The sequence below is a fragment of the Janibacter cremeus genome (genome assembly GCF_029395675.1).
In the GTDB taxonomy this organism is placed as follows: domain Bacteria; phylum Actinomycetota; class Actinomycetes; order Actinomycetales; family Dermatophilaceae; genus Janibacter; species Janibacter cremeus_A.
Window position 1 is genome coordinate 2,509,473 of sequence record NZ_CP115184.1, and the last position, 18,416, is coordinate 2,527,888.

The window sequence follows — 18,416 nt, forward strand, 5'->3', positions numbered from 1 at the left end:
CCAGCCATGCTACGGGCGCCCGCCACACGTCCACGGTGCCATCGATCCGATACGGTAGGGGGGTATAGAGTGACACCACTCCCCGATGGAAGGAACTCCCATGAGCGCCACCAGCACCTACACCGTGACCGGCATGACCTGCGGCCACTGCGTCGCCTCCGTCACCGAGGAGGTCCAGGAGATCGACGGCGTCGAGGACGTGGACGTCCAGCTCGAGTCGGGCGCGGTCACCATCACCAGCGCCGAGCCGATCGACGAGTCGGCCGTGCGCTCCGCCGTCGAGGAGGCCGGCTACCAGCTGGCCTGAGCCGGATCCGGTGGGGCCGGGTCCGGCTGACCCAGCTCCGCTCGCGCCACCGCGACGAGGTAGCGCACCCCCTCGCCGAGGATGTCGTCGTTGACGTCGTAGTCACTGCTGTGCAGCGGGGTGCCACCGCGGCCCGGCTCGACCCCGTTGCCGAGGAAGGCGAAGCACGCCGGCACGTGCTCGGCGAAGACCCCGAAGTCCTCGCTCGGCATGGCCGGCGGGCACTGGCCGTCGACCCGCTCGGCGCCGAGGGTGGCCACGGCCGCTGACACCGCACGCCGGGTCGCCTCGGGGTGGTTGACCGTGGGGGCGAACTCGTGCGTGTAGGTCACCTCGCAGCTCGCCCCGTGGGCTGCGGCGATCCCGGTCGAGATCTCCCGGATGCGCCGCTCGAGCAGTTCCTGCACCCCGGGAGCGAAGCTGCGCGTGTCCCCGGTGATCCGCACCTGCGTCGGGATGGCATTGCGCGCGCCGTCGGTCTCGAAGCCGGTGCAGGAGAGGACCGCCGGGTCGACGGGGTCGAGGCTCCGGGCGACGACAGTCTGCAGGGCCAGGACGATCTCGGCCCCGATCACGAGCGGATCGACCACCACCTGCGGCCGGGCCGCGTGACCACCCCGGCCGGTCACGACGATCTCGAAATTGTCCTCGCTGGCCATGAACCCACCGACCCGGGTGTGCAGGTGTCCCGTGGGGATGCCGGGCATGTTGTGGATGCCGTGCATCGCGTCGACGGGGAAACGCTCGAAGAGGCCGTCCGCGACCATCGCCTGCGCACCGCGACCCGGCTCCTCCGCCGGCTGGAAGACCATCCGCACGGTCCCGTCGAAGCCCTCCTCGGCGAGGACCGTGGCCGCTCCCAGCGCCATCGCCATGTGCCCGTCGTGGCCGCACGCGTGCATCCGCCCCGGGCTGGTCGAGCCGTGGGCACGCCCCTCGACCTCGGTGAGCGGCAGGCCGTCCATGTCGGCCCGCAGGCCGACCGACCGGGGGGAGACCCCCTCCGTCAGGGAGGCGACGAGTCCGGTGCCACCGACGCCGCGGACCACCTCGTAGCCGGCCTCCCGGAGCACCGAGGCGACGAAGTCCGCGGTCGCGTGCTCCGCGAAGGCCGTCTCCGGGTGGCGGTGCAGGTGGTGGCGCCAGGCGCGCAGTCGCGCGTCGAGGTCACTCATCGTCCTGCCGGCCCTCCGTGCTCAGCAGGACGACCGCCGCGTCGGCGGGCAGGTCGAGATCAGCCCGCAGCCCGGCATGGCGAAGGGCGGCGCGCACCCCCGCGTAGGTGGCGGCGCCACTCGGACCGGAGGCGACCCCGTGCGCCAGGAGGTCCGCCGATGCCTGCAGCGCCTCCTCGTCGGTGACGGTGATCGCGGCGTCGCACCCCTCCCGCAGGACGGGCCACGCGAGCGTGGAGACGGTGCCGCAGTTCAGGCCCGCCATGACGCTGGCCCCGGTCTCGACGGCGACCGGCTCCCCCTTCGTCAGGCTGGCGACGATGCAGTCGGCGGAGTCCGGCTCGACGGACAGGATGCGGGTGCCGGTGGACCGGTCACCCTGGCGGTAGTGGGCGATGACGGCCTGGGCGAGCGAGCCCACACCGGAGGGGACGACGACGAGGTCCGGCGCCGCGCCGAGCTGCTCGTCGATCTCCTGCAGGAGGGTGTCGTACCCCTCGACGACCCAGGTCGGGACCTGCTCGTAACCCTCCCAGGCGGTGTCCTGCACGAGCTCGCGCGACGGATCGGCCGCCGCGTACTCGGTGGCGGCGTGGACCGCGTCGTCGTAGTGCCCCTCCACCCGGACCAGCGTCGCCCCCTCCGCCTCGATGCGCGCGGCAGCCTTCTCCCGCAAGGCGGCTGCGATGAAGACCGTGGCGCGCGTCCCGAGGTGCGTGGCCATCCGCGCGACCGCCCGACCGTGGTTGCCGTCGGTCGCGGTGACCAGCTCGGCACCGGGATGGCGCTCGACCACCTGGTGGCAGGCCCACGACGCACCGAGCATCTTGAAGGCCGGCAGCCCGAGCCGCGCCGACTCGTCCTTCACGAGCACCCGACCGACCCCGAGCTCCTCGGCGAGAGCCGGCAGGGCGACCAGGGGCGTCGCCTCGTACCCCGGCAGGCCACGGTGGAAGTCGCGGACGCTCGGGGCCGCCGAGCCCGAGCTCCAGGTGCGCGCGGAGGGGTTGCTGTACCAGGTCGTCATCCACCCAGTCTTGGGCCGCCGGGGTGCCCCGTCCAGCACCCCACAGTGGACAGGTACCCCTAGGGGGTATAAGTTGGACGGAGATGGACGCGCCCGGGCGCCTGCTCGACGACCGGACCCCCTCCCTTCGTCACGCACAGGAGTGAGCAGATGAGTTCCGCAACCGACACACCGGCACCGGGGACACAGGCGGAGGTGGAGCTGGCCATTACCGGCATGACCTGCGCCTCCTGCGCCAACCGCATCGAGCGCAAGCTGAACAAGCTCGACGGCGTCACCGCCTCGGTCAACTACGCGACGGAGAAGGCGAAGGTCACCTACGCCGGCGACGTCGCGCCGGAGCTGCTCCTCGAGACCGTCGAGCAGGCCGGCTACGGCGCAGCGCTCCCCCGCACCGAGGAGGATGCGAAGGGGGAGAGCCCGGACGTCCCCGACGAGACCGACCGGCTGCGCCAGCGGCTGATCATCTCTGCGGTACTGACGGTCCCGGTCATCACGATGGCGATGATCCCGCCGCTGCAGTTCACGAACTGGCAGTGGCTGTCGCTCACCCTGGCCGCCCCGGTCGTGGTCTGGGGCGCGCTGCCCTTCCACCGGGCGGCCTGGACCAACCTCCGGCACGGCACGACGACCATGGACACGCTCGTGTCGATGGGCACGCTCGCCGCCCTGGCGTGGTCGCTGTACGCGCTGTTCTTCGGGACCGCGGGCATGCCCGGCATGACCCACCCCTTCACGCTGACCGTGGAGCGCGGCGACGGCTCGGGCAACATCTACCTCGAGGCCGCCGCGGGCGTGACGACCTTCATCCTGGCCGGGCGCTACTTCGAGAAGCGGTCCAAGCGCCAGGCCGGCGCCGCCCTGCGCGCCCTGCTCGAGATGGGCGCCAAGGAGGTCACCGTCCTCGACGCGGACGGCACCACCGAGCGCACGATCCCGGTCGACCGGCTCGCGGTCGGGATGCGGTTCGTCGTCCGCCCGGGCGAGAAGGTCGCGACCGACGGGGTCATCGAGCACGGCACCTCCGCCGTCGACACCTCGATGCTCACCGGCGAGTCCGTGCCCGTCGAGGTCGCCCCCGGCGACGAGGTCGTCGGTGCGACCGTCAACGCCGGCGGTCGTCTCGTCGTGCGTGCCACCCGCGTCGGTGGCGACACCCAGCTGGCCCAGATGGCCCGGATGGTCGAGGACGCACAGAACGGCAAGGCCGAGGCCCAGCGCCTGGCCGACCGCATCTCCGGGATCTTCGTCCCGATCGTCCTCGTGCTGGCCCTCGCGACGCTGGCCTTCTGGATCGTCGTCGGCGCCGGCCTGTCGATGGCCTTCACCGCCGCGGTCGCCGTGCTCATCATCGCCTGCCCCTGCGCCCTCGGCCTGGCCACCCCGACCGCGCTCATGGTCGGCACCGGCCGCGGCGCGCAGCTGGGCATCCTCATCAAGGGCCCCGAGGTCCTGGAGTCCACCCGCACGGTCGACACGATCGTCCTGGACAAGACCGGGACCGTCACGACCGGGCAGATGACGCTGCGCGAGGTCGTCGCCGCCGAGGGCGAGGATGAGGCGGCGGTCCTGCGCTACGCCGGCGCCCTCGAGGCCGCGTCCGAGCACCCGATCGCCCGGGCCATCGCAGTGGGCGCCCGCGAGCGCGGGGAGGAGCTGCCGCAGGTCGACGGTTTCGCCAACGTCGAGGGTCTCGGCGTCCAGGGCGTCGTCGACGGGCAGGCGGTGGTCGTGGGCCGACCGGCCCTGCTCACCGACTCCGGCCAGATGCGCTGCACCGAGCTCGATGCCACCACCACGGCCCGGCAGCGGGAGGGCGGCACCGTCGTCCAGGTCGCCTGGGGTGGCCGCGCCCGCGGCATCGTCGTCGTCGCCGACGCCATCAAGGAGACGTCGACGCAGGCGATCACCGAGCTGCGCGACCTGGGGCTGCGGCCGATCCTGCTCACGGGTGACAACGAGGTCGTCGCCCGCTCCGTCGCAGCCGAGGTCGGGATCGCGCCGGAGGACGTCTTCGCCGACGTCATGCCCGCCGACAAGGTCGCCGTCGTCGAGCGGCTGCAGGGCGAGGGCAGGGTCGTCGCCATGGTCGGCGACGGCGTCAACGACGCCGCGGCCCTGGCCACCGCCGACCTCGGTCTGGCGATGGGCACCGGCACCGACGTGGCCATCGAGGCCAGTGACCTGACCCTCGTGCGCGGCGACCTGCGGGTCGCGGTCGACGCGATCCGCCTCGCCCGGCGCACCCTGGGCACGATCAAGGGCAATCTCTTCTGGGCCTTCGCCTACAACGTCGCCGCGATCCCGCTCGCGATGGCCGGCATGCTCAACCCGATGATCGCCGGTGCCGCGATGGCCTTCTCCTCGGTCTTCGTCGTGAGCAACAGCCTGCGGCTGCGGGGCTTCAAGGCGCACTGAGGTCAGCCGCAGTGGCAGGCGTCCCCGCGCCACGCCTCGAGGCCCTCGCGCAGGGCGACGCCGGCGACGACGAGGGCAGCGAGCGGGTCGGCCCACCACCAGCCGAGCAGGCTGTTGGCGAGCAGGCCCACGAGGACCACCGCGGAGAGGTAGGTGCACAGGAGCGTCTGCTTGGAGTCGGCGACGACCGACCCGGAGCCGAGCTCCCGTCCGGTGCGGCGCTGGGCCCACGACAGCAACGGCATGACCACGAGCGAGACCCCGGCGATGACGACGCCGGCCGTGGAGTGGTCGGCTCCGTCGCCGCTGACCAGGCTGCGGACGGACTCGACGCCGACGTACCCCGCGAGCGCGAAGAAGGAGATCGCGATCAGCCGCAGCGCCTGCCGCTCGCGCGACTCCGGCAGCGCGGCGCGGAACTGCCACAGGATCACCAGGCCGCTGGCCATCTCGACGAGCGAGTCCAGCCCGAAGCCGACGAGGGCGATCGACGACGCGATCGCCCCGACGGTGATGGCCACGGCCGCTTCGATGAGGTTGTAGAGGACCGAGGCGCCGGCGAGGAGCTGGGCCCGGCGACCGAGGACGGCGCGCCGCTCCGTGGTGGGCGAAGGGAGGTGCAGTCCCGTGTTCATCGGGCGCCGGTGCCGTACGTCGGGCACAGGGTGACCGCGTCACCGGTGAGCGCCAGCAGCTGCTCGGCGGCCGCGAGCAGCTGGATCGTCGCGTCGGGGTGGGCGAGGGAGTACACCGAGGCCCGTCCCCGGGGACGGACGGTCACGAGGCCGCAGTCGAGCAGGCAGGCCAGGTGCTTGCTCACCGTCGACTGGGCCAGCCCGAGGTGCTCGGTCAGGTCGACCACGCGGTGCTCGCCGAGCGCCAGGTGCTGCACGATCGTCAGCCGTGAGGTGTCGGCGAGGCCGTTGAGGAGGCAGGCGGCCGCTGTCACGGCGGCGCGCTCGGGCACCGGCGCAGGATCGCCATTGGTGGCTGTCATCGTCATACGACGATGATCGCATGGACGCGCGCTGCTCCGCGTCGCCCACGCGCATGCCTCCCCGCCTGATGAAGGGCGCACCGCTGCCGTGAGCGCACGCCGCCCCCTTCGTCCGAGGGGGGTGGGCCCTCCGGCGGCCCGAATGGACGGCGGACCACGGGGTATGTCCCGGGATGTCACCACGACGAAGGGAGCTGCCATGCGACGCCACGAGCACGACCGGGCCGACCCCCGCGACGACCACTCGGACGCCCGGTACCGACGCGACGCCGTCGTCGACCACGAGGCCCGTGAGTTCGGCGGCATCAAGTGGGGCGCTGCCTTCTTCGGGTGGCTGACGGCCGTGGGGATGGCCGTCCTGCTCACGGCACTGCTGTCGGCCGTCGGTGCCGCCGTCGGTCTGGGGGGTGGTGTCGACGCCGAGCAGGTGCAGGAGAACGCCGGGACGATCGGGATCACGGGCGGGATCGTGCTGCTCGTGATCCTCTTCCTCGCCTACTTCGCGGGCGGGTACGTCGCCGGTCGGATGGCCCGGTTCGACGGCTTCAAGCAGGGCCTGGCCGTGTGGCTGTGGGCGATCATCATCGCCGTCCTCGTCGCGATCCTCGCCGCGATCGGCGGGGCGCAGTACAACGTCCTCGGCCGGGTCGACGGCTTCCCGCGCATCCCGGTCAACGAGGGTGACCTGACGACCGGGGGCATCATCGCCGCCGTCATCGCCTTCGCCATCACCCTGCTGGGCGCACTGCTCGGCGGCCGCACCGGGATGCGGTACCACCGCAGGATCGACGACGTCGGTCTTCTGCGCTGAGACCCGGCGCCGAGCCGGGGCTAGGGTCGGGCCATGAGCATCCTGGACACACCCATCGCCCGGCTCGACGGCACGCCCGGCACGGTGCGCGACCTCACCGGCGGCCAGCCGGCCCTCCTGGTCAACGTCGCCTCCAAGTGCGGCCTGACTCCGCAGTACACGGCCCTGGAGGAGCTGCACGCGGAGTACTCCCCGCAGGGATTCACGGTCGTCGGCCTGCCGTGCAACCAGTTCGGCGGGCAGGAGCCCGGCACCGCCGACGAGATCGGTGAGTTCTGCTCCGCGACCTACGGCGTGACCTTCCCCATGACGGAGAAGGTCGAGGTCAACGGCCCCGGGCGCCACCCGGTCTACGCGGCACTGACCGACACCGAGGACGAAGGGGGCGAGAGCGGCGACGTCCGGTGGAACTTCGAGAAGTTCGTCATCGACGGCGATGGCACCCCGGTCGCGCGCTTCAGCCCGCGGGTCGCGCCCGACGACGAGCGCGTGGTCGCGACGGTGCGCAGCACCATCGCCTGAGGACCGTCCGCGCGTCGCGGGCGGTCGTCAGGCGGGTGACTGTCGCGGGCGCGCCCGCGGCGCGGATCAGGCCCGACCGGCGCCCAACTGGGCGAAGACCGTCTCCGGCTTCGGGTCGTTGCGACGGTTGTGTGGCATCCGCGACAGGAGCATGCCCATGGCGCAGGTGTCGGTCAGGGCGGCTCCGGTCAGGCCGGCGCCGATCCCGGCGGAGAGCCACTTGGCCTGCGGGACCAGGGTGCTGGCCAGGATGCCGGTGAGGACGAGGGAGCCGGCGACGAGACGGACCTGACGCTCCAGGTCCCATCCCTGCTCACCCTGCACGACGTCACCGCCGGAGTTCTCCCACGCGTTCATGCCGCCGTCGAGGATGTGCAGGTTCGCCAGCCCGGTCTCCGCGAGGACACCCTCGGCCCGGCCGGCCCGGGCGCCGGAGCGGCACACGAGGACGACGTCGTCGTCGAGGTGGTCGGCCAGCTCGCGCCGGTGCTCCTCGAGCAGCCCGAGGGGCACGTTGTAGGAGCCGGGGATGTGGGAGCCGGCGAACTCGGTCGGCGTGCGCACGTCGATGATGCGGGGCCCTGCGGGCTCGGCCATCCAGGCACGCACCTGCGTGGCGTCGAGCGTGGTGGGACGGGTGGTGGTGGGGGTGGTCATGTGGATCCCTTTCGTGTGGGGGTGTGGTGGTTCGTTGGTTCGTGAGGTGTCAGGCCACGAGGTCGGGCACGTACTGCACGGCGGTGATGCCGGCGATGACCAGCACGAGGACCGCGAAGGCCTGGGACAGCCGGTGCTCCGGCAGCCGGTCGGCCACCTTGCTACCGACCAGGCTTCCGACCACGGCAGCAGCCGAGAACCCGACGATGAGCGGCCAGTCGAGGTCACCGATGCCGTGCTGCACGCGGGCGGCGAGCGCGGTGGCGCTGTTGATGGCGATGACGAGCAGGGAGGTCCCCACCGCCACCGGCATGGTGAAGCCCAGGACGAGCACGAGCGCCGGGACCAGGACGAAGCCGCCGCCGACCCCGAGGAAGCCGGTGAGCAGCCCCACGACCGTGGCGGCGACGACGAGCTTGACCAGCCGCGGGCAGGCACAGGCCAGCGGGCGCAGCGTGATGATCGGCTCGCTGGTGCCGGCCTCGGCGCTCTCGCTCTCGCCGCGCAGGCTCTGCCGGAGCATGAGTGTCGCCACGACGAGCATGAGGACGGCGAAGGCGGTCATGAGCACCGCGGCAGGCACCGCTCGTGCGGCCGCGGAGCCGGCGAAGGACCCGGCCGTGCCGAGCAGACCGAAGGTCACACCCTGGCCGAGGCGCACCCGCCCCGCGCGCTGATGGGCGGGGATCGACAGGAGCGAGGTGATGCCCACGATGACGAGCGAGCTCGTCGTGGCAGCAACCGGGTCCTGGCCCAGGAGGTGCACCAGGGCGGGGACGGCGAGGATGGACCCTCCACCGCCGAGGGTACCGAGCGCGAGGCCGATGACGAGGCCGAGGGGGATGACAGCAAGGGGCACGTGATGCTCCTGGGTGGGCCGTCGGGGGCGAGACGGGGGGGTGGCTCGCCCCCGACGGGGTCACGGGCTCAGCCGCGGCCGAAGAGCCGGGAGAGCAGCGGGCGGCGCTGTGCGGCGCCCTTCTCGGACGTGCTGTGTCCCGGGCAGCGGTCGCCGGCCGGCACCCCGGCCATCACCTGGTCGACGTGCTGGCCGCACCCGGCCCACGTGGTCTTGCCGCAGACGCGGCAGGTGGCTCGACGGCACATGTCGGTCTCCTTTGAGTGGTGGCGGGTCAGGCGGCGCTGGTCATCGGCAGCGGGGCGTCCGGCGCGTTGTCGAACGCATCGTCGACAGTGACGACCGTTCGCCCGCGGGCGGCAAGGACCGAGGCGGCGATGGAGGCGCGGTAGCCACTGCCGCAGTGCACCCAGATCTCTCCCTGCGGGATCTCGTCGAAGCGGTCGAGCAGCTCGCCGATCGGCACGTTCTGCGCGCCCTCGATGTGGCTGTCGGCGAACTCGCCGGCCAGTCGGACGTCGAGGATGTGCACCTGCCGGTGGTGACGCACCTGGGAGAGGTCGGCGAAGAGAGCCCGCTCGATCGTCCCGAGCGGACGGTCGGTCCAGTCGTCGGGGCCGCCGGTGGCCGCTCCCGCGATCCGGTCGATACCGATGCGCACCAGCTCGCGCTGGGCCTCGTCCACCTGCTCAGAGCTCTCCCCGAGGAGGGTGATGGGCGTCCCCCAGGGGATGAGCCAGCCCAGATAGGTCGAGAACTGCCCGTCGAGCCCGAAGTTCAGCGTGCCGCTGACGTGGCCGGCGGAGAAGGCGGTGCGGGTGCGCAGGTCGACGACCCACTCCCCTGCCTCGATGCGCTCGGCGAGGGTCTGCTTGTCCGCCCGCTCGGGGGTCCGGAGGTCGGCCGCGCTGGGGCCCTCGGCATTGGCCGGCATCATGTGGACGTAGTACGCGGGGTACGCGTCGAGGCCGGCGAGGGTGTCGGCCACCCACTGCTCCTCCTCCTGCGTCAGCGCGGTGTTGTTCCGCTTCTCCTCACCGATCGTGGACTCGGTGGCTCCGCCCGTGGAGCCGGCGGAGCAGAAGGAGCCGAAGCCGTGGGTGGGCAGCACCTCGGCGTGCTCCGGCAGCTCCTCGGCGAGCCGGTGCGCGGAGGCGTACTGGTGGTGGACCAACGTGTCCGTGTGCTCCTCGCCCAGCAGGTCCGGCCGTCCGGTGGCCCCGAAGAGGAGGGAGCCGCCGGTGAAGACCGCCGAGGCGGTCACCTCGGACCCGTCCATCGACTCGAGGGCGTAGGAGAGGTGGGTGAAGGTGTGACCCGGGGTGCCGATGGCGCGCACCCGCATGGTCGGGGAGATCTCGACGATGTCCCCGTCGCGGATGGGCTGGCGGTCGAAGGAGACCTCGTCCTCGCCGTTGACGTGGTAGCGCGCACCGAGGCGCTCGGCCAGCGCCAGTCCACCGGTGACGTAGTCGTTGTGGATGTGCGTCTCGAAGACGTCGGTGATGCGCACACCGGCCCCGTCGGCGGCCTCGAGGACGCGGTCGATGTCCCGCTGCGGGTCGACGACGACAGCGACCTCGCCGTCGTGGGCGAGGTAGGAGCGGTCACCCAGGCTCGGGGTCTCGATGGTCACGATCGTGGGCTGCATTGGCACGTCTCGTCCTTTCTGCGACTGCATGTGGCTGTGATTCACAGGTGACAAACTAATACCCCCTAGGGTATGGTGTCAACTGTGACCGCGATTTGCGGCCCCACAAGTGCATCCGCGGCAGCACGCGGAGGGAGGAGATCAGACACATGACTACCCAGCCCCTGACCATCGACACCTTCGAGAGCACCATCACCGACGGAGGGATCGTGCTCGTCGACTTCTGGGCGAGCTGGTGCGGCCCGTGCCGCCAGTTCGCGCCCGTGTACGCCGCCGCGTCCGAGGAGCACCAGGACATCGTCTTCGGCAGCGTCGACACCGAGGCCGAGCAGGAGCTTGCCGGAGCGGTCGGCATCACCTCGATCCCCACGCTCATGGCATTCCGTGACGGGATCCTCGTCTTCTCGCAGCCGGGCGCCCTGCCGGCCTCCGGGCTCGAGCAGGTCATCTCGGCCGTGCGTGAGCTGGACATGGACCGGGTACGGTCCGAGATCGAGCAGCAGAAGCAGGACGCCCCGACCGGGGCCTGAGCGGAAGGGAGCACGACATGCAGTACGCACTGACCACGACGGTGGAGGCGCCGTTCACCGAGGCCCTCGAGGCCACCCGCGAGGCCCTCTCCGAGCAGGGGTTCGGGGTACTCACCGAGATCGACCTGGCCGCGACGCTGAAGGCCAAGGTCGACGCGGACATCGAGCCGCACGTTATCCTCGGCGCCTGCCGACCCCAGCTGGCGGAGCAGGCGGTGGCCCGCGAGGCCTCGATCGGCCTGCTCCTGCCCTGCAACGTCGTCGTCAGGGCCGAGGGGGAGAATCGAACCGTCGTCGAGACGGTCGACCCCGAGGTCCTGGTGAGCGTCACCGAGAACAAGGAGTTGAGCGAGGTCGCGCAGGATGCGCGCACCCGGCTCGACGCCGCCCTGGCGGCCGTACCGGCCCGCCTGGGCTGAGCCACCCACACACGAAGGACACAGGACAATGGTCAGCTTGGACATGGAAGACATGGGGCCGGTCATCAACCGACTGCGCCGCGCCCAGGGCCAGATCAGTGGGGTGATCCGCCTCATCGAGGAGGGTCGCGACTGCAAGGACGTCGTCACCCAGCTCGCGGCAGCGAGCCGGGCGCTCGACCGGGCCGGCTTCGCCATCGTCTCCTCCGGCCTGCAGGAGTGCCTGACCTCGCCGGACGGCGTGAACGAGGACGACAAGGCCGCGATGGAGAAGCTCTTCCTCACCCTCGCCTGAGACCACGCGCACCCACGCGCCGGCCCGGACGGCGGACGATCACCGTCCGGGCCGGCCCAGTGCGTTCCCGGTCAGGCAGGTGGGTACACGGTGGGCGCGTACTCCACGACCTGGATCCGCCCGTCGAGCAGTCGGCTGTCTGTCATCTCGAGGGCGACATCCGGGTAGCCGTCGTAGATCCGCTCGCTGCCCGTGGCACCGGTGATGACCGGGAAGATCCCGACCCGGAACCGGTCCACGAGCCCTGCCCGAAGCAGCGACCGGCACATGCTCAGGCTGCCGATGGTGCGGAAGGAGCGGTCCCCCTTCGCCTTGAGCCGGCGCACTGCCTCGACCGCATCACCCCTGATGAGCTCGGTGTTGGGCCAGGTCAGGGGCTCCTCCAGGGTGTTCGAGACGACGACCTTGTCCGCGCGGGCGAGACCGTCGACCGACTCGTTCTCGTCCGCACCGAGTTCGTCACGCACCTCCGTGAAGCCCGACATCACCCGGTAGGTCGTGGCTCCCATGAGGATCGTGTGGTGGCGCTCCGGCTGGGTCCCTAGCCACCGGAGGTACTCGGGGCCCTCGAGCCCCCACCACCCCGGCCAACCCTCGCCCGACGCGTAGCCGTCCAGCGTGGTGATGAAGTCGACGACGAGCTCGGACATGACGCCTCCTCAGGCCGCCAGCAGCGCGTCGAGCTGGCCGATCGCGGAGGACGAGCCCTCCACGACCCCCATGTCGAGGACATTCTGCATGTCCTCGGCGGACTCCCACGTCGAGGTGTTGACCATCCGCGAGCCACCCTCGGTCGCGGTGATCTCGATGAGCATCCGGGACTGCGGTGCCGTGTCGACGGGGTTACCGTCCGCGTCGGCGAAGAAGTCGCGCGCCTCCAGGCGGTGGGGTGGGTCGACGGCGATGACCTCCCAGCCGCCGGGGTAGATCTCCCCGTCCGGGCCGGTCATGTGGTACTTCACGAGTCCGCCGGGGGTCAGGTCGTGCTCGGTGACCCTGGCCGGGTGCGACTCGGGCCCCCACCACTTCTCGAGCTGGCGCGGGTCGGCCCACACCTGCCAGAGGCGCTCGGGGGTGACGGGGAAGTCGCAGGTCATCGTGAGGGTGCGGTTGTCGATGTCGGTGGTGACGTCGGTGAGTGGCATGGCAGTGCTTCCTTCTGGGATCAGTCCGTCGACGTGGTGTCGGCTGGTGTCTCATGGGCCAGCAGGGAGTCGATCCCCGCCACCCGGCCGCGCCAGACGTCCTCGAACTCCCGGAGCAGCGACGCGACCGTCCGCACGGCCTCGACGTCGCCGCTCGCGAGGGACTCGCGTCCGCTGCGGCGTTTGGTGACCAGGCCGGCGCGCTCGAGCACCGCCACGTGCTTCTGCACGGCGGCGAAGCTCATGGGGTAATGCTCGGCCAACGCGGTCACCGAGTGCTCACCGGCGAGGACTCGCCGCAGGATGTCGCGGCGCGTGCCGTCGGAGAGCGCGTGGAAGAAGGCGTCCGCCCTCTTCTCGTCCATCGGTGTCACGAGACCAACGTACAACCAGAAGGTTGTACGTTGTCAAGGGTTTTCATGGCACCAGTGACGCGGGGGGTCACTGGGTCGCAACTGCCTAGGCTCTTGCGATCCGCTCTGCACGAGAAACCCCTGGTTCGCAAGGGTCTGAAACTCGTGCGAACCAGGGGTTCATCGGGTGACCCGAGAATCCCGTGACAGGTCAGCCCTCGACCAACTCGGCGAAGACGATGATGTTGTCCAGGTGCCGTCGGGCGTCCTCGTCGTAGGTGCCGCCGCAGGTGATGACCCGCAGCTCGGGACCCCTCGTCGCGCCGTACACGTCGATGCGGGGGAAGTCGTCCTTGGGGCTCTTCTTGACCTCGGTGACCTCGAAGGTCGCGGTCGTGCCGTCGGCGCGGTCGACCTCGACCACGTCCCCCGCGCGCACGTCGCCGAGCTCGAAGAAGACCGACGGGTCGTGCCCGCTGCCGGTGACGTGTCCCTCGAGCACCGCCGGCCCGACCTCGCCGGGCGTGGGCGAGCCGTCGTACCAGGCGACCTCGTCGTACCGCTCCCCCGACGGGACCTTGAGCTGCCCCTGCGCATCAAGGCCGAGTCCGTGGATCGGCGAGCTCACATCGATCGCGGGGATGCGCACGGCCGCCGGCTCGGACGCGGACATCGCCTCCGCGACGTCGGGCGAAGGGGGCGCCTCCCGCGCCTCCTCGGACGCCGCCTCGCGATCGGTCGGGGCGGACGGCGAGGGAGAGGGGGTGGCCCCCTTCGCCGTGGTGGTGGCCGGCGGTGCCGGCGGGGGCCCGACCTGGTGGGTGGCTGCCCAGCCGATCGTGCCCCCACCGGCGAGGAGCAGCCCGACACTGACCGCGACGAGCCGGTTGCGCCCGCGGGTGGTGTGTGCGTGCGTGCTCCTCATCGTGATCAGCGGTTGGTGCGCAGGCGGTTGGCGGCGAAGCCGGCGCCACCCAGACCGAGGGCCAGGCCACCGAGTGCGAGGGCGCCCGCGTACTCGAAGCCGGCGGTGCTCGTGCCACCGGTCTCGACGCCACCCTGCGGCATCGCCATCTGGGCCGGGGCGAGCTCACCGCAGGCGGCCGGGGCGGTGGCCTCGAGCGGCAGGCTCTCGTCGAGCGAGGACTTGGCGTCACCGTCGTACTTGCCGGAGCCGTCCGCGTCGATCCCGTGGACGACGACGACGCCGTCACCGTTGGCGATCTGCTGCGCGAGGTCGTCCCCGACCGTGATCGTGCGCTCGTAGCTGTTCGTCGCACCCGTGGGGAAGTTGGCGACGTCCAGGGCGGCGCCGGCGTCGGTCTTGCCGGGCTCCTGGGTGAGCGAGACCTTGACACCGCCGTAGGCGGGAGCGCCCTCCATGGTGGAGAGGATGCCGTCCTCGCCGGCCATGTCGTCGGTCGGGCAGGTGCCCTGGCCGCCGATGTGGATGTGCTGCGCGTGCGGGGAGCCCGCGAGCAGGCCCTGGGTGTCGACCTTGATGTGGACCTGGTCGCCGTCGACCTGCGCCCACGCGGTGCCCGAGGCGCCGGAGTCGTTGAGCTGGGTGAGCTGGCCGGTCAGCTCGTGACCGTCGGCGCTGGCCGGTCCTGCGGCCAGGGGCAGGCCGACGAGGGCGGCGATGGCGGCGGTGCTGGCGAGTCGTCGTGTCGTACGCATGACATTCCTCCTGTGGGTCGGCGACGCGGGGCCGCCGGGGTGTGGACAGGGGGGCTTCGCGACGGGGGGTCCGTGCGGATTGGACCGGAACAAATCTCCTCGCGGCGCGTTGTCACACTCATGCCCGCCCTGCCTCCCGTTGTCCGTCTGATCGAGGTCGGCGTCCCCGCGCTGGCCGGGCTCTCGGAGTCGGAGTTCACCGACCTCGTCCCACCCGCGCCGACGGGCACCGGCGTCCTCGTCGTCTCCCCGTCGCTCGTCCCCGCCGCCGACCTCGCTGCGCTGCTGCGTCACGACGGCAAGCCGGGCTTCGTCGTCGAGGACATGACCGACCTGGCCGACTTCGTGCCCATCGACGGCGAGCAGGTCCCGGTGTCCTCCCTCTACTGGATCACTGACGTCGAGCGTGGTGACGAGATGGCGATCTGGTCACCGGCAGAGGCGCTCCCGGCCATCCGCGAGCGCGGCCGCGTCCCGCTCACCTTGAGCGAGGGCATCAGCTGGCTGCTGCAGCAGCCGGAGCAGCTCGAGCGCGGCAGGTGCTTCATGACCATCGGCTCGCGCAAACCGAAGGCCCGCGGTGGCCTCGACTCGCGCACCCCTGCGCTGTGGATCAGCAACGGCACCGGGCGTGACGGCCGCGAGCGCAAGGACGCCCCCAAGGTCGGCTGGTGCTGGGCCAACAACCGGCACACCTGGCTGGGTTTCGCCTCGGCGGCCCGGCGCGTCTGACCCCCTCCGATGGCGCAGGCGCGGAGGCCGTCCGCGGCCGCTGGCGCTCGTCACGCCTCAGCCGCCGTGGCCCTGGCCTCGAACCACAGGGCGCGAAGGGGGGTCACCCCCACCGGAGGTCGGGTGACCGCATGATGGTGGTCGGGTCGTCGTGATCCATAGCGTCGATGACATGGCCACGCCCGTCCTCGCCCACCCACCGACGCGTCCATCGGCAGCCCACCTCCTCACCCTGTGGACGTTCCGCATGGTGGCGTTGCTGCAGGCGGCCCTCTTCGTGCTGCAACCGATCTCGATCGGGTCCTTCCTCCAGGGCAGCTGGGCGGCCTTCGACCTGCACTCGGTGATCGGCGGGCTGCTCGTGCCGCTGACGATGCTCACCGGTCTCGTCGGTCTGGTCCTCGCGGTCCTCGCGCGCCGGGTCGGGCCGGGTGTCGGCGTCGCCGTCCTCGCGGTCCTGACGACGGTCCAGGTCGGGTTGGGCCACACCCGGCAGCTCGCCGTGCACGTCCCGCTCGGGGTGGCCCTCGTGGCCCTCGCGGCCTGGCTGTGCGTGTGGTCGTGGTCGGGCGCAGCGAAGGGAGCACGGCGATGAGCCTGTCCCGCCGTCAGCTGCTCTCCCTCTCAGGCGGGGTCGTCGCCGGTGTGGGCCTGTCGGCCTGCGGACTCGGCCTGACCTCGCCGGGCGGCTCGACCGGGGCACTGCTGCGCAGCCGGGTGCCGCTCCCTTCGCCCTTTGCCGCGGAGCTGCCACCGCTCACCCGGCTCACGCCCCACGACGGCCGTGCCACCGTGACCGCGCGGCGCCGCAGCGTCGAGATCCTGCCCGGGCGGATGACCGAGATCCTCGGGTACGACGGGCGCTTCCCCGGCCCCACCATCGAGGCGACGAAGGGGGAACCGCTGCACCTGCGCGTGCGCAACGCCGTCGACCACGCGGTCGTCAACCACCTGCACGGCGGCGTGACGCCGGCCGAGCACGACGGGTACCCGACCGACCTCGTGCGCCCGGGTGCCTCCCGAGTCCACGAGTACCCGCTCGACCAGCGCGCCGCGACGCTCTGGTACCACGACCACACGATGGACCTCACCGGTCCGAACGTCTACGCGGGGATGGCGGGGGCCTTCGTGCTGCGCGACCCGGCCGAGGATGACCTCGGGCTGCCCGACGGCGACCGGGAGCTGACGCTCGTGCTCACCGACCGGTCCTTCGGGGAGGACGCGGAGCTGGTCTACCCCGTGAGCGAGGGCACCTTCGACCGCCGGTTCCACGGCGGCCTGCTCGGCGACTGCATGCTCGTCAACGGCGCCCCGTGGCCCCGCACCGACGTCGACGCCGCCCGCTACCGCGTGCGGATCCTCAATGCCTGCAACGCCCGTCGCCTCGAGCTGGCGCTCGACCCGGGCGGTGACCTCGTCCAGGTCGGCACCGACCAGGGGCTGCTCACCCGACCCCATCGCCGCTCGACCCTCACGCTCGCACCCGCCGAGCGCGCGGACCTCGTCATCGACTTCGCGGAGCACGCCCCCGGCTCGCCGGTCACGCTGGTCAACCGGCTCGGCGAGGGCGACATGGGACTGGTCATGCGCTTCGACGTCGCTCGCAGGGCCACGGACGACTCCCGCGTGCCCGACCGGTTGTCGACGATCGACCCGATCGACCCCTCACGGGTGGTGCGCACCCGGGACTTCCACCTCGCCCTGGGTCAGCCGGTGCGCGGCGGGCACGGATCGCACTCCGGCGGCACCCGGTCCCTGCCGATGTGGTCGATCAACGGCCGGCCCTACCGCCCCGGGCACGACCTCTTCCGCGCAGAGCTGGGGACGGTCGAGCGGTGGCGCTTCACCACCGACGTGCACCACCCGGTCCACGCGCACCTCGTGCCCTTCCAGGTCGAGCAGGACGGCGCCCCGGCATGGAAGGACACCGTCGACATCGGCCCGGCCTCCCGCGCCGAGGTGCTCGTACCGATCGAGGGGTACCGCGGGCGCTACGTCCTGCACTGCCACAACCTCGAGCACGAGGACCGGATGATGATGGCGGACTGGTCGGTGGTGTGACCAGCGGCGTCACACCACCGGCACCACATCGGTGTGGCCGAAGTCGTCGCCCTTGAAGAGGAGCGGGTCCCCGGTCGTGATCGCCAGCGCATAGGCGAAGCAGTCGCCGAAGTTCAGCTGCGCCGGGTGACCTGACCCCTTGCCGAAATCCCTGTAGGCAGTGCGTGCCACGGCGACCTGGGCCTCGCCGACCGGAACCACCTCGAGGTCCAGGTCGGCGATGAGGCGGTCCAGCCGTCTGGACGAGCGCAGGCGCTGTCGGGCGTCGAGGACCAGCGAGGTCTCCAACAGGGTCCCTGCGGAGATCCTCAGGACATCGGCGTCCATCATCAGCTCGAGGTACCGGCGGGCCTCGGGCTCACCCTCGTGGACACAGACGATCGCGGAGGTGTCGACGATCATGCAGGGAGGCCGTTGTCGTCATACATCTCGTCCTGGACCTGCCGGGTGGCCGCCCGCTGCTCATCCGTCGTCGTGGCGTCGATCTCGTCCATCAGGCGCATCAGGCGCCGTCGACGCGCAGCCTCACGATCATGAGCATCCAAGTCATGGAGTCGACGCTCAAGGGCCTCCTCGATGGCGCTCGTCTGCGTCGCACCCGTGCGCTGCGCCACCTGACGGGCAAGCGCGTGCACACGCTCGTTCTTGATGTTCAAACCCACCGGATCCACCCTTCTACCCTGGTGGGCTCCATTCTACCCTCGCGATGCCGAGGCTCGAGGGGCGCGCTGCCCGCGGACACTCCTCCCCCAACGACATGAGGGGTTTTTGAGGTCT

Annotated in this window: 25 protein-coding genes; 10 read left to right on the forward strand and 15 right to left on the reverse strand. The window is 71.5% G+C overall.

What is annotated here, in order from left to right:
* The first annotated feature begins 100 nt into the window (after positions 1-100).
* Entirely contained in the window at positions 101-307 is a 207-nt protein-coding gene (locus O9K63_RS11880) for a heavy-metal-associated domain-containing protein (RefSeq protein WP_277238096.1), read from the forward strand.
* Here the strand turns inward: O9K63_RS11880 and O9K63_RS11885 are convergent.
* Together O9K63_RS11885 and O9K63_RS11890 are read right to left on the reverse strand one after the other, a co-directional pair.
* The gene (locus O9K63_RS11885) at positions 292-1,482 is read right to left on the reverse strand and encodes a M20 aminoacylase family protein (protein ID WP_277238098.1); all 1,191 of its coding nucleotides are present in this window, start codon (positions 1,480-1,482) and stop codon (positions 292-294) included. The two genes, O9K63_RS11880 and O9K63_RS11885, sit on opposite strands and share 16 nt — an antisense overlap.
* Positions 1,475-2,509 carry a pyridoxal-phosphate dependent enzyme gene (locus tag O9K63_RS11890; RefSeq protein ID WP_277238100.1) on the reverse strand — a complete coding sequence of 345 codons (1,035 nt, stop codon included), beginning with the start codon at positions 2,507-2,509 and terminating at the stop codon, positions 1,475-1,477. Before O9K63_RS11890 ends, O9K63_RS11885 begins: the two co-directional genes overlap by 8 nt.
* 150 nt (positions 2,510-2,659) lie before the next feature.
* Between O9K63_RS11890 and O9K63_RS11895 the strand changes: the two genes are divergently transcribed.
* Positions 2,660-4,927 (forward strand): heavy metal translocating P-type ATPase, encoded by a 2,268-nt coding sequence (locus O9K63_RS11895; RefSeq protein ID WP_277238102.1) that lies wholly within the window; start codon positions 2,660-2,662, stop codon positions 4,925-4,927.
* A gap of 2 nt (positions 4,928-4,929) precedes the next feature.
* Here O9K63_RS11895 and O9K63_RS11900 read toward each other — a convergent pair whose 3' ends face one another.
* Positions 4,930-5,562, reverse strand: a complete 633-nt coding sequence (locus tag O9K63_RS11900; protein ID WP_277238104.1) for a cation diffusion facilitator family transporter — start codon at positions 5,560-5,562, stop codon at positions 4,930-4,932.
* Positions 5,559-5,930 (reverse strand): ArsR/SmtB family transcription factor, encoded by a 372-nt coding sequence (locus tag O9K63_RS11905; protein ID WP_277238107.1) that lies wholly within the window; start codon positions 5,928-5,930, stop codon positions 5,559-5,561. Before O9K63_RS11905 ends, O9K63_RS11900 begins: the two co-directional genes overlap by 4 nt.
* A gap of 193 nt (positions 5,931-6,123) precedes the next feature.
* On the opposite strand from O9K63_RS11905, the gene O9K63_RS11910 reads away from it, so the two are divergent.
* Positions 6,124-6,735 carry a hypothetical protein gene (locus tag O9K63_RS11910; protein ID WP_277238109.1) on the forward strand — a complete coding sequence of 204 codons (612 nt, stop codon included), beginning with the start codon at positions 6,124-6,126 and terminating at the stop codon, positions 6,733-6,735.
* Between the two features lie 33 nt (positions 6,736-6,768).
* Entirely contained in the window at positions 6,769-7,257 is a 489-nt protein-coding gene (locus tag O9K63_RS11915) for a glutathione peroxidase (protein WP_277238111.1), read from the forward strand.
* 66 nt (positions 7,258-7,323) lie between these two features.
* Here the strand turns inward: O9K63_RS11915 and O9K63_RS11920 are convergent, their stop codons facing one another.
* The 4 genes from O9K63_RS11920 to O9K63_RS11935 all read right to left on the reverse strand — a co-directional run bounded on the left by O9K63_RS11920 (position 7,324) and on the right by O9K63_RS11935 (position 10,424).
* Positions 7,324-7,914 (reverse strand): rhodanese-like domain-containing protein, encoded by a 591-nt coding sequence (locus O9K63_RS11920; protein ID WP_277238113.1) that lies wholly within the window; start codon positions 7,912-7,914, stop codon positions 7,324-7,326.
* A gap of 49 nt (positions 7,915-7,963) precedes the next feature.
* Positions 7,964-8,773 (reverse strand): sulfite exporter TauE/SafE family protein, encoded by an 810-nt coding sequence (locus O9K63_RS11925; protein ID WP_277238114.1) that lies wholly within the window; start codon positions 8,771-8,773, stop codon positions 7,964-7,966.
* Between the two features lie 68 nt (positions 8,774-8,841).
* Complete coding sequence (locus O9K63_RS11930; RefSeq protein WP_277238116.1) at positions 8,842-9,021, reverse strand: hypothetical protein; 180 nt, start codon at positions 9,019-9,021, stop codon at positions 8,842-8,844.
* A gap of 26 nt (positions 9,022-9,047) precedes the next feature.
* The gene (locus tag O9K63_RS11935; protein WP_277242317.1) at positions 9,048-10,424 is read right to left on the reverse strand and encodes an MBL fold metallo-hydrolase; all 1,377 of its coding nucleotides are present in this window, start codon (positions 10,422-10,424) and stop codon (positions 9,048-9,050) included.
* Positions 10,425-10,573: 149 nt separating this feature from the next.
* On the opposite strand from O9K63_RS11935, the gene O9K63_RS11940 reads away from it, so the two are divergent.
* The 3 genes from O9K63_RS11940 to O9K63_RS11950 are packed head-to-tail and all read left to right on the forward strand — an operon-like array spanning position 10,574 to position 11,668.
* On the forward strand, positions 10,574-10,954 hold the full coding sequence (locus O9K63_RS11940; protein ID WP_277238117.1) for a thioredoxin family protein: 381 nt from the start codon (positions 10,574-10,576) through the stop codon (positions 10,952-10,954).
* Between the two features lie 17 nt (positions 10,955-10,971).
* Positions 10,972-11,373 (forward strand): DUF302 domain-containing protein, encoded by a 402-nt coding sequence (locus O9K63_RS11945; RefSeq protein ID WP_277238118.1) that lies wholly within the window; start codon positions 10,972-10,974, stop codon positions 11,371-11,373.
* 28 nt (positions 11,374-11,401) lie between these two features.
* Positions 11,402-11,668, forward strand: a complete 267-nt coding sequence (locus tag O9K63_RS11950) for a metal-sensitive transcriptional regulator (protein WP_277238119.1) — start codon at positions 11,402-11,404, stop codon at positions 11,666-11,668.
* A gap of 71 nt (positions 11,669-11,739) precedes the next feature.
* On the opposite strand, the gene O9K63_RS11955 is transcribed toward O9K63_RS11950, so the two are convergent.
* From O9K63_RS11955 to O9K63_RS11975, 5 genes are all read right to left on the reverse strand, one after another.
* Complete coding sequence (locus O9K63_RS11955; protein WP_277238121.1) at positions 11,740-12,318, reverse strand: dihydrofolate reductase family protein; 579 nt, start codon at positions 12,316-12,318, stop codon at positions 11,740-11,742.
* 9 nt (positions 12,319-12,327) lie between these two features.
* Positions 12,328-12,813, reverse strand: a complete 486-nt coding sequence (locus tag O9K63_RS11960; protein ID WP_277238123.1) for an SRPBCC family protein — start codon at positions 12,811-12,813, stop codon at positions 12,328-12,330.
* Between the two features lie 20 nt (positions 12,814-12,833).
* Positions 12,834-13,178: an ArsR/SmtB family transcription factor gene (locus O9K63_RS11965; protein WP_277238124.1), complete on the reverse strand. Its 345-nt coding sequence runs from the start codon at positions 13,176-13,178 to the stop codon at positions 12,834-12,836.
* A gap of 199 nt (positions 13,179-13,377) precedes the next feature.
* Positions 13,378-14,091: a class F sortase gene (locus tag O9K63_RS11970; protein WP_277238126.1), complete on the reverse strand. Its 714-nt coding sequence runs from the start codon at positions 14,089-14,091 to the stop codon at positions 13,378-13,380.
* A 5-nt stretch (positions 14,092-14,096) separates the two neighbouring features.
* Complete coding sequence (locus O9K63_RS11975; RefSeq protein ID WP_277238128.1) at positions 14,097-14,846, reverse strand: CHRD domain-containing protein; 750 nt, start codon at positions 14,844-14,846, stop codon at positions 14,097-14,099.
* Between the two features lie 120 nt (positions 14,847-14,966).
* Here O9K63_RS11975 and O9K63_RS11980 point away from each other — a divergent pair, with 120 nt between their 5' ends.
* From O9K63_RS11980 to O9K63_RS11990, 3 genes are all read left to right on the forward strand, one after another.
* On the forward strand, positions 14,967-15,578 hold the full coding sequence (locus O9K63_RS11980; protein WP_277238129.1) for a DUF5701 family protein: 612 nt from the start codon (positions 14,967-14,969) through the stop codon (positions 15,576-15,578).
* Between the two features lie 172 nt (positions 15,579-15,750).
* Positions 15,751-16,173 (forward strand): hypothetical protein, encoded by a 423-nt coding sequence (locus tag O9K63_RS11985; protein WP_277238131.1) that lies wholly within the window; start codon positions 15,751-15,753, stop codon positions 16,171-16,173.
* Entirely contained in the window at positions 16,170-17,639 is a 1,470-nt protein-coding gene (locus tag O9K63_RS11990) for a multicopper oxidase family protein (protein ID WP_277238134.1), read from the forward strand. The genes O9K63_RS11985 and O9K63_RS11990 overlap by 4 nt, the downstream gene beginning before the upstream one ends.
* 9 nt (positions 17,640-17,648) lie before the next feature.
* Here O9K63_RS11990 and O9K63_RS11995 read toward each other — a convergent pair whose 3' ends face one another.
* A complete protein-coding gene (locus O9K63_RS11995; RefSeq protein WP_277238136.1) occupies positions 17,649-18,041 on the reverse strand; it encodes a type II toxin-antitoxin system VapC family toxin in 393 nt (130 codons plus the stop codon).
* Positions 18,038-18,301 carry a type II toxin-antitoxin system VapB family antitoxin gene (locus O9K63_RS12000; protein ID WP_277238137.1) on the reverse strand — a complete coding sequence of 88 codons (264 nt, stop codon included), beginning with the start codon at positions 18,299-18,301 and terminating at the stop codon, positions 18,038-18,040. Before O9K63_RS12000 ends, O9K63_RS11995 begins: the two co-directional genes overlap by 4 nt.
* Between the last annotated feature and the right edge of the window lie 115 nt (positions 18,302-18,416).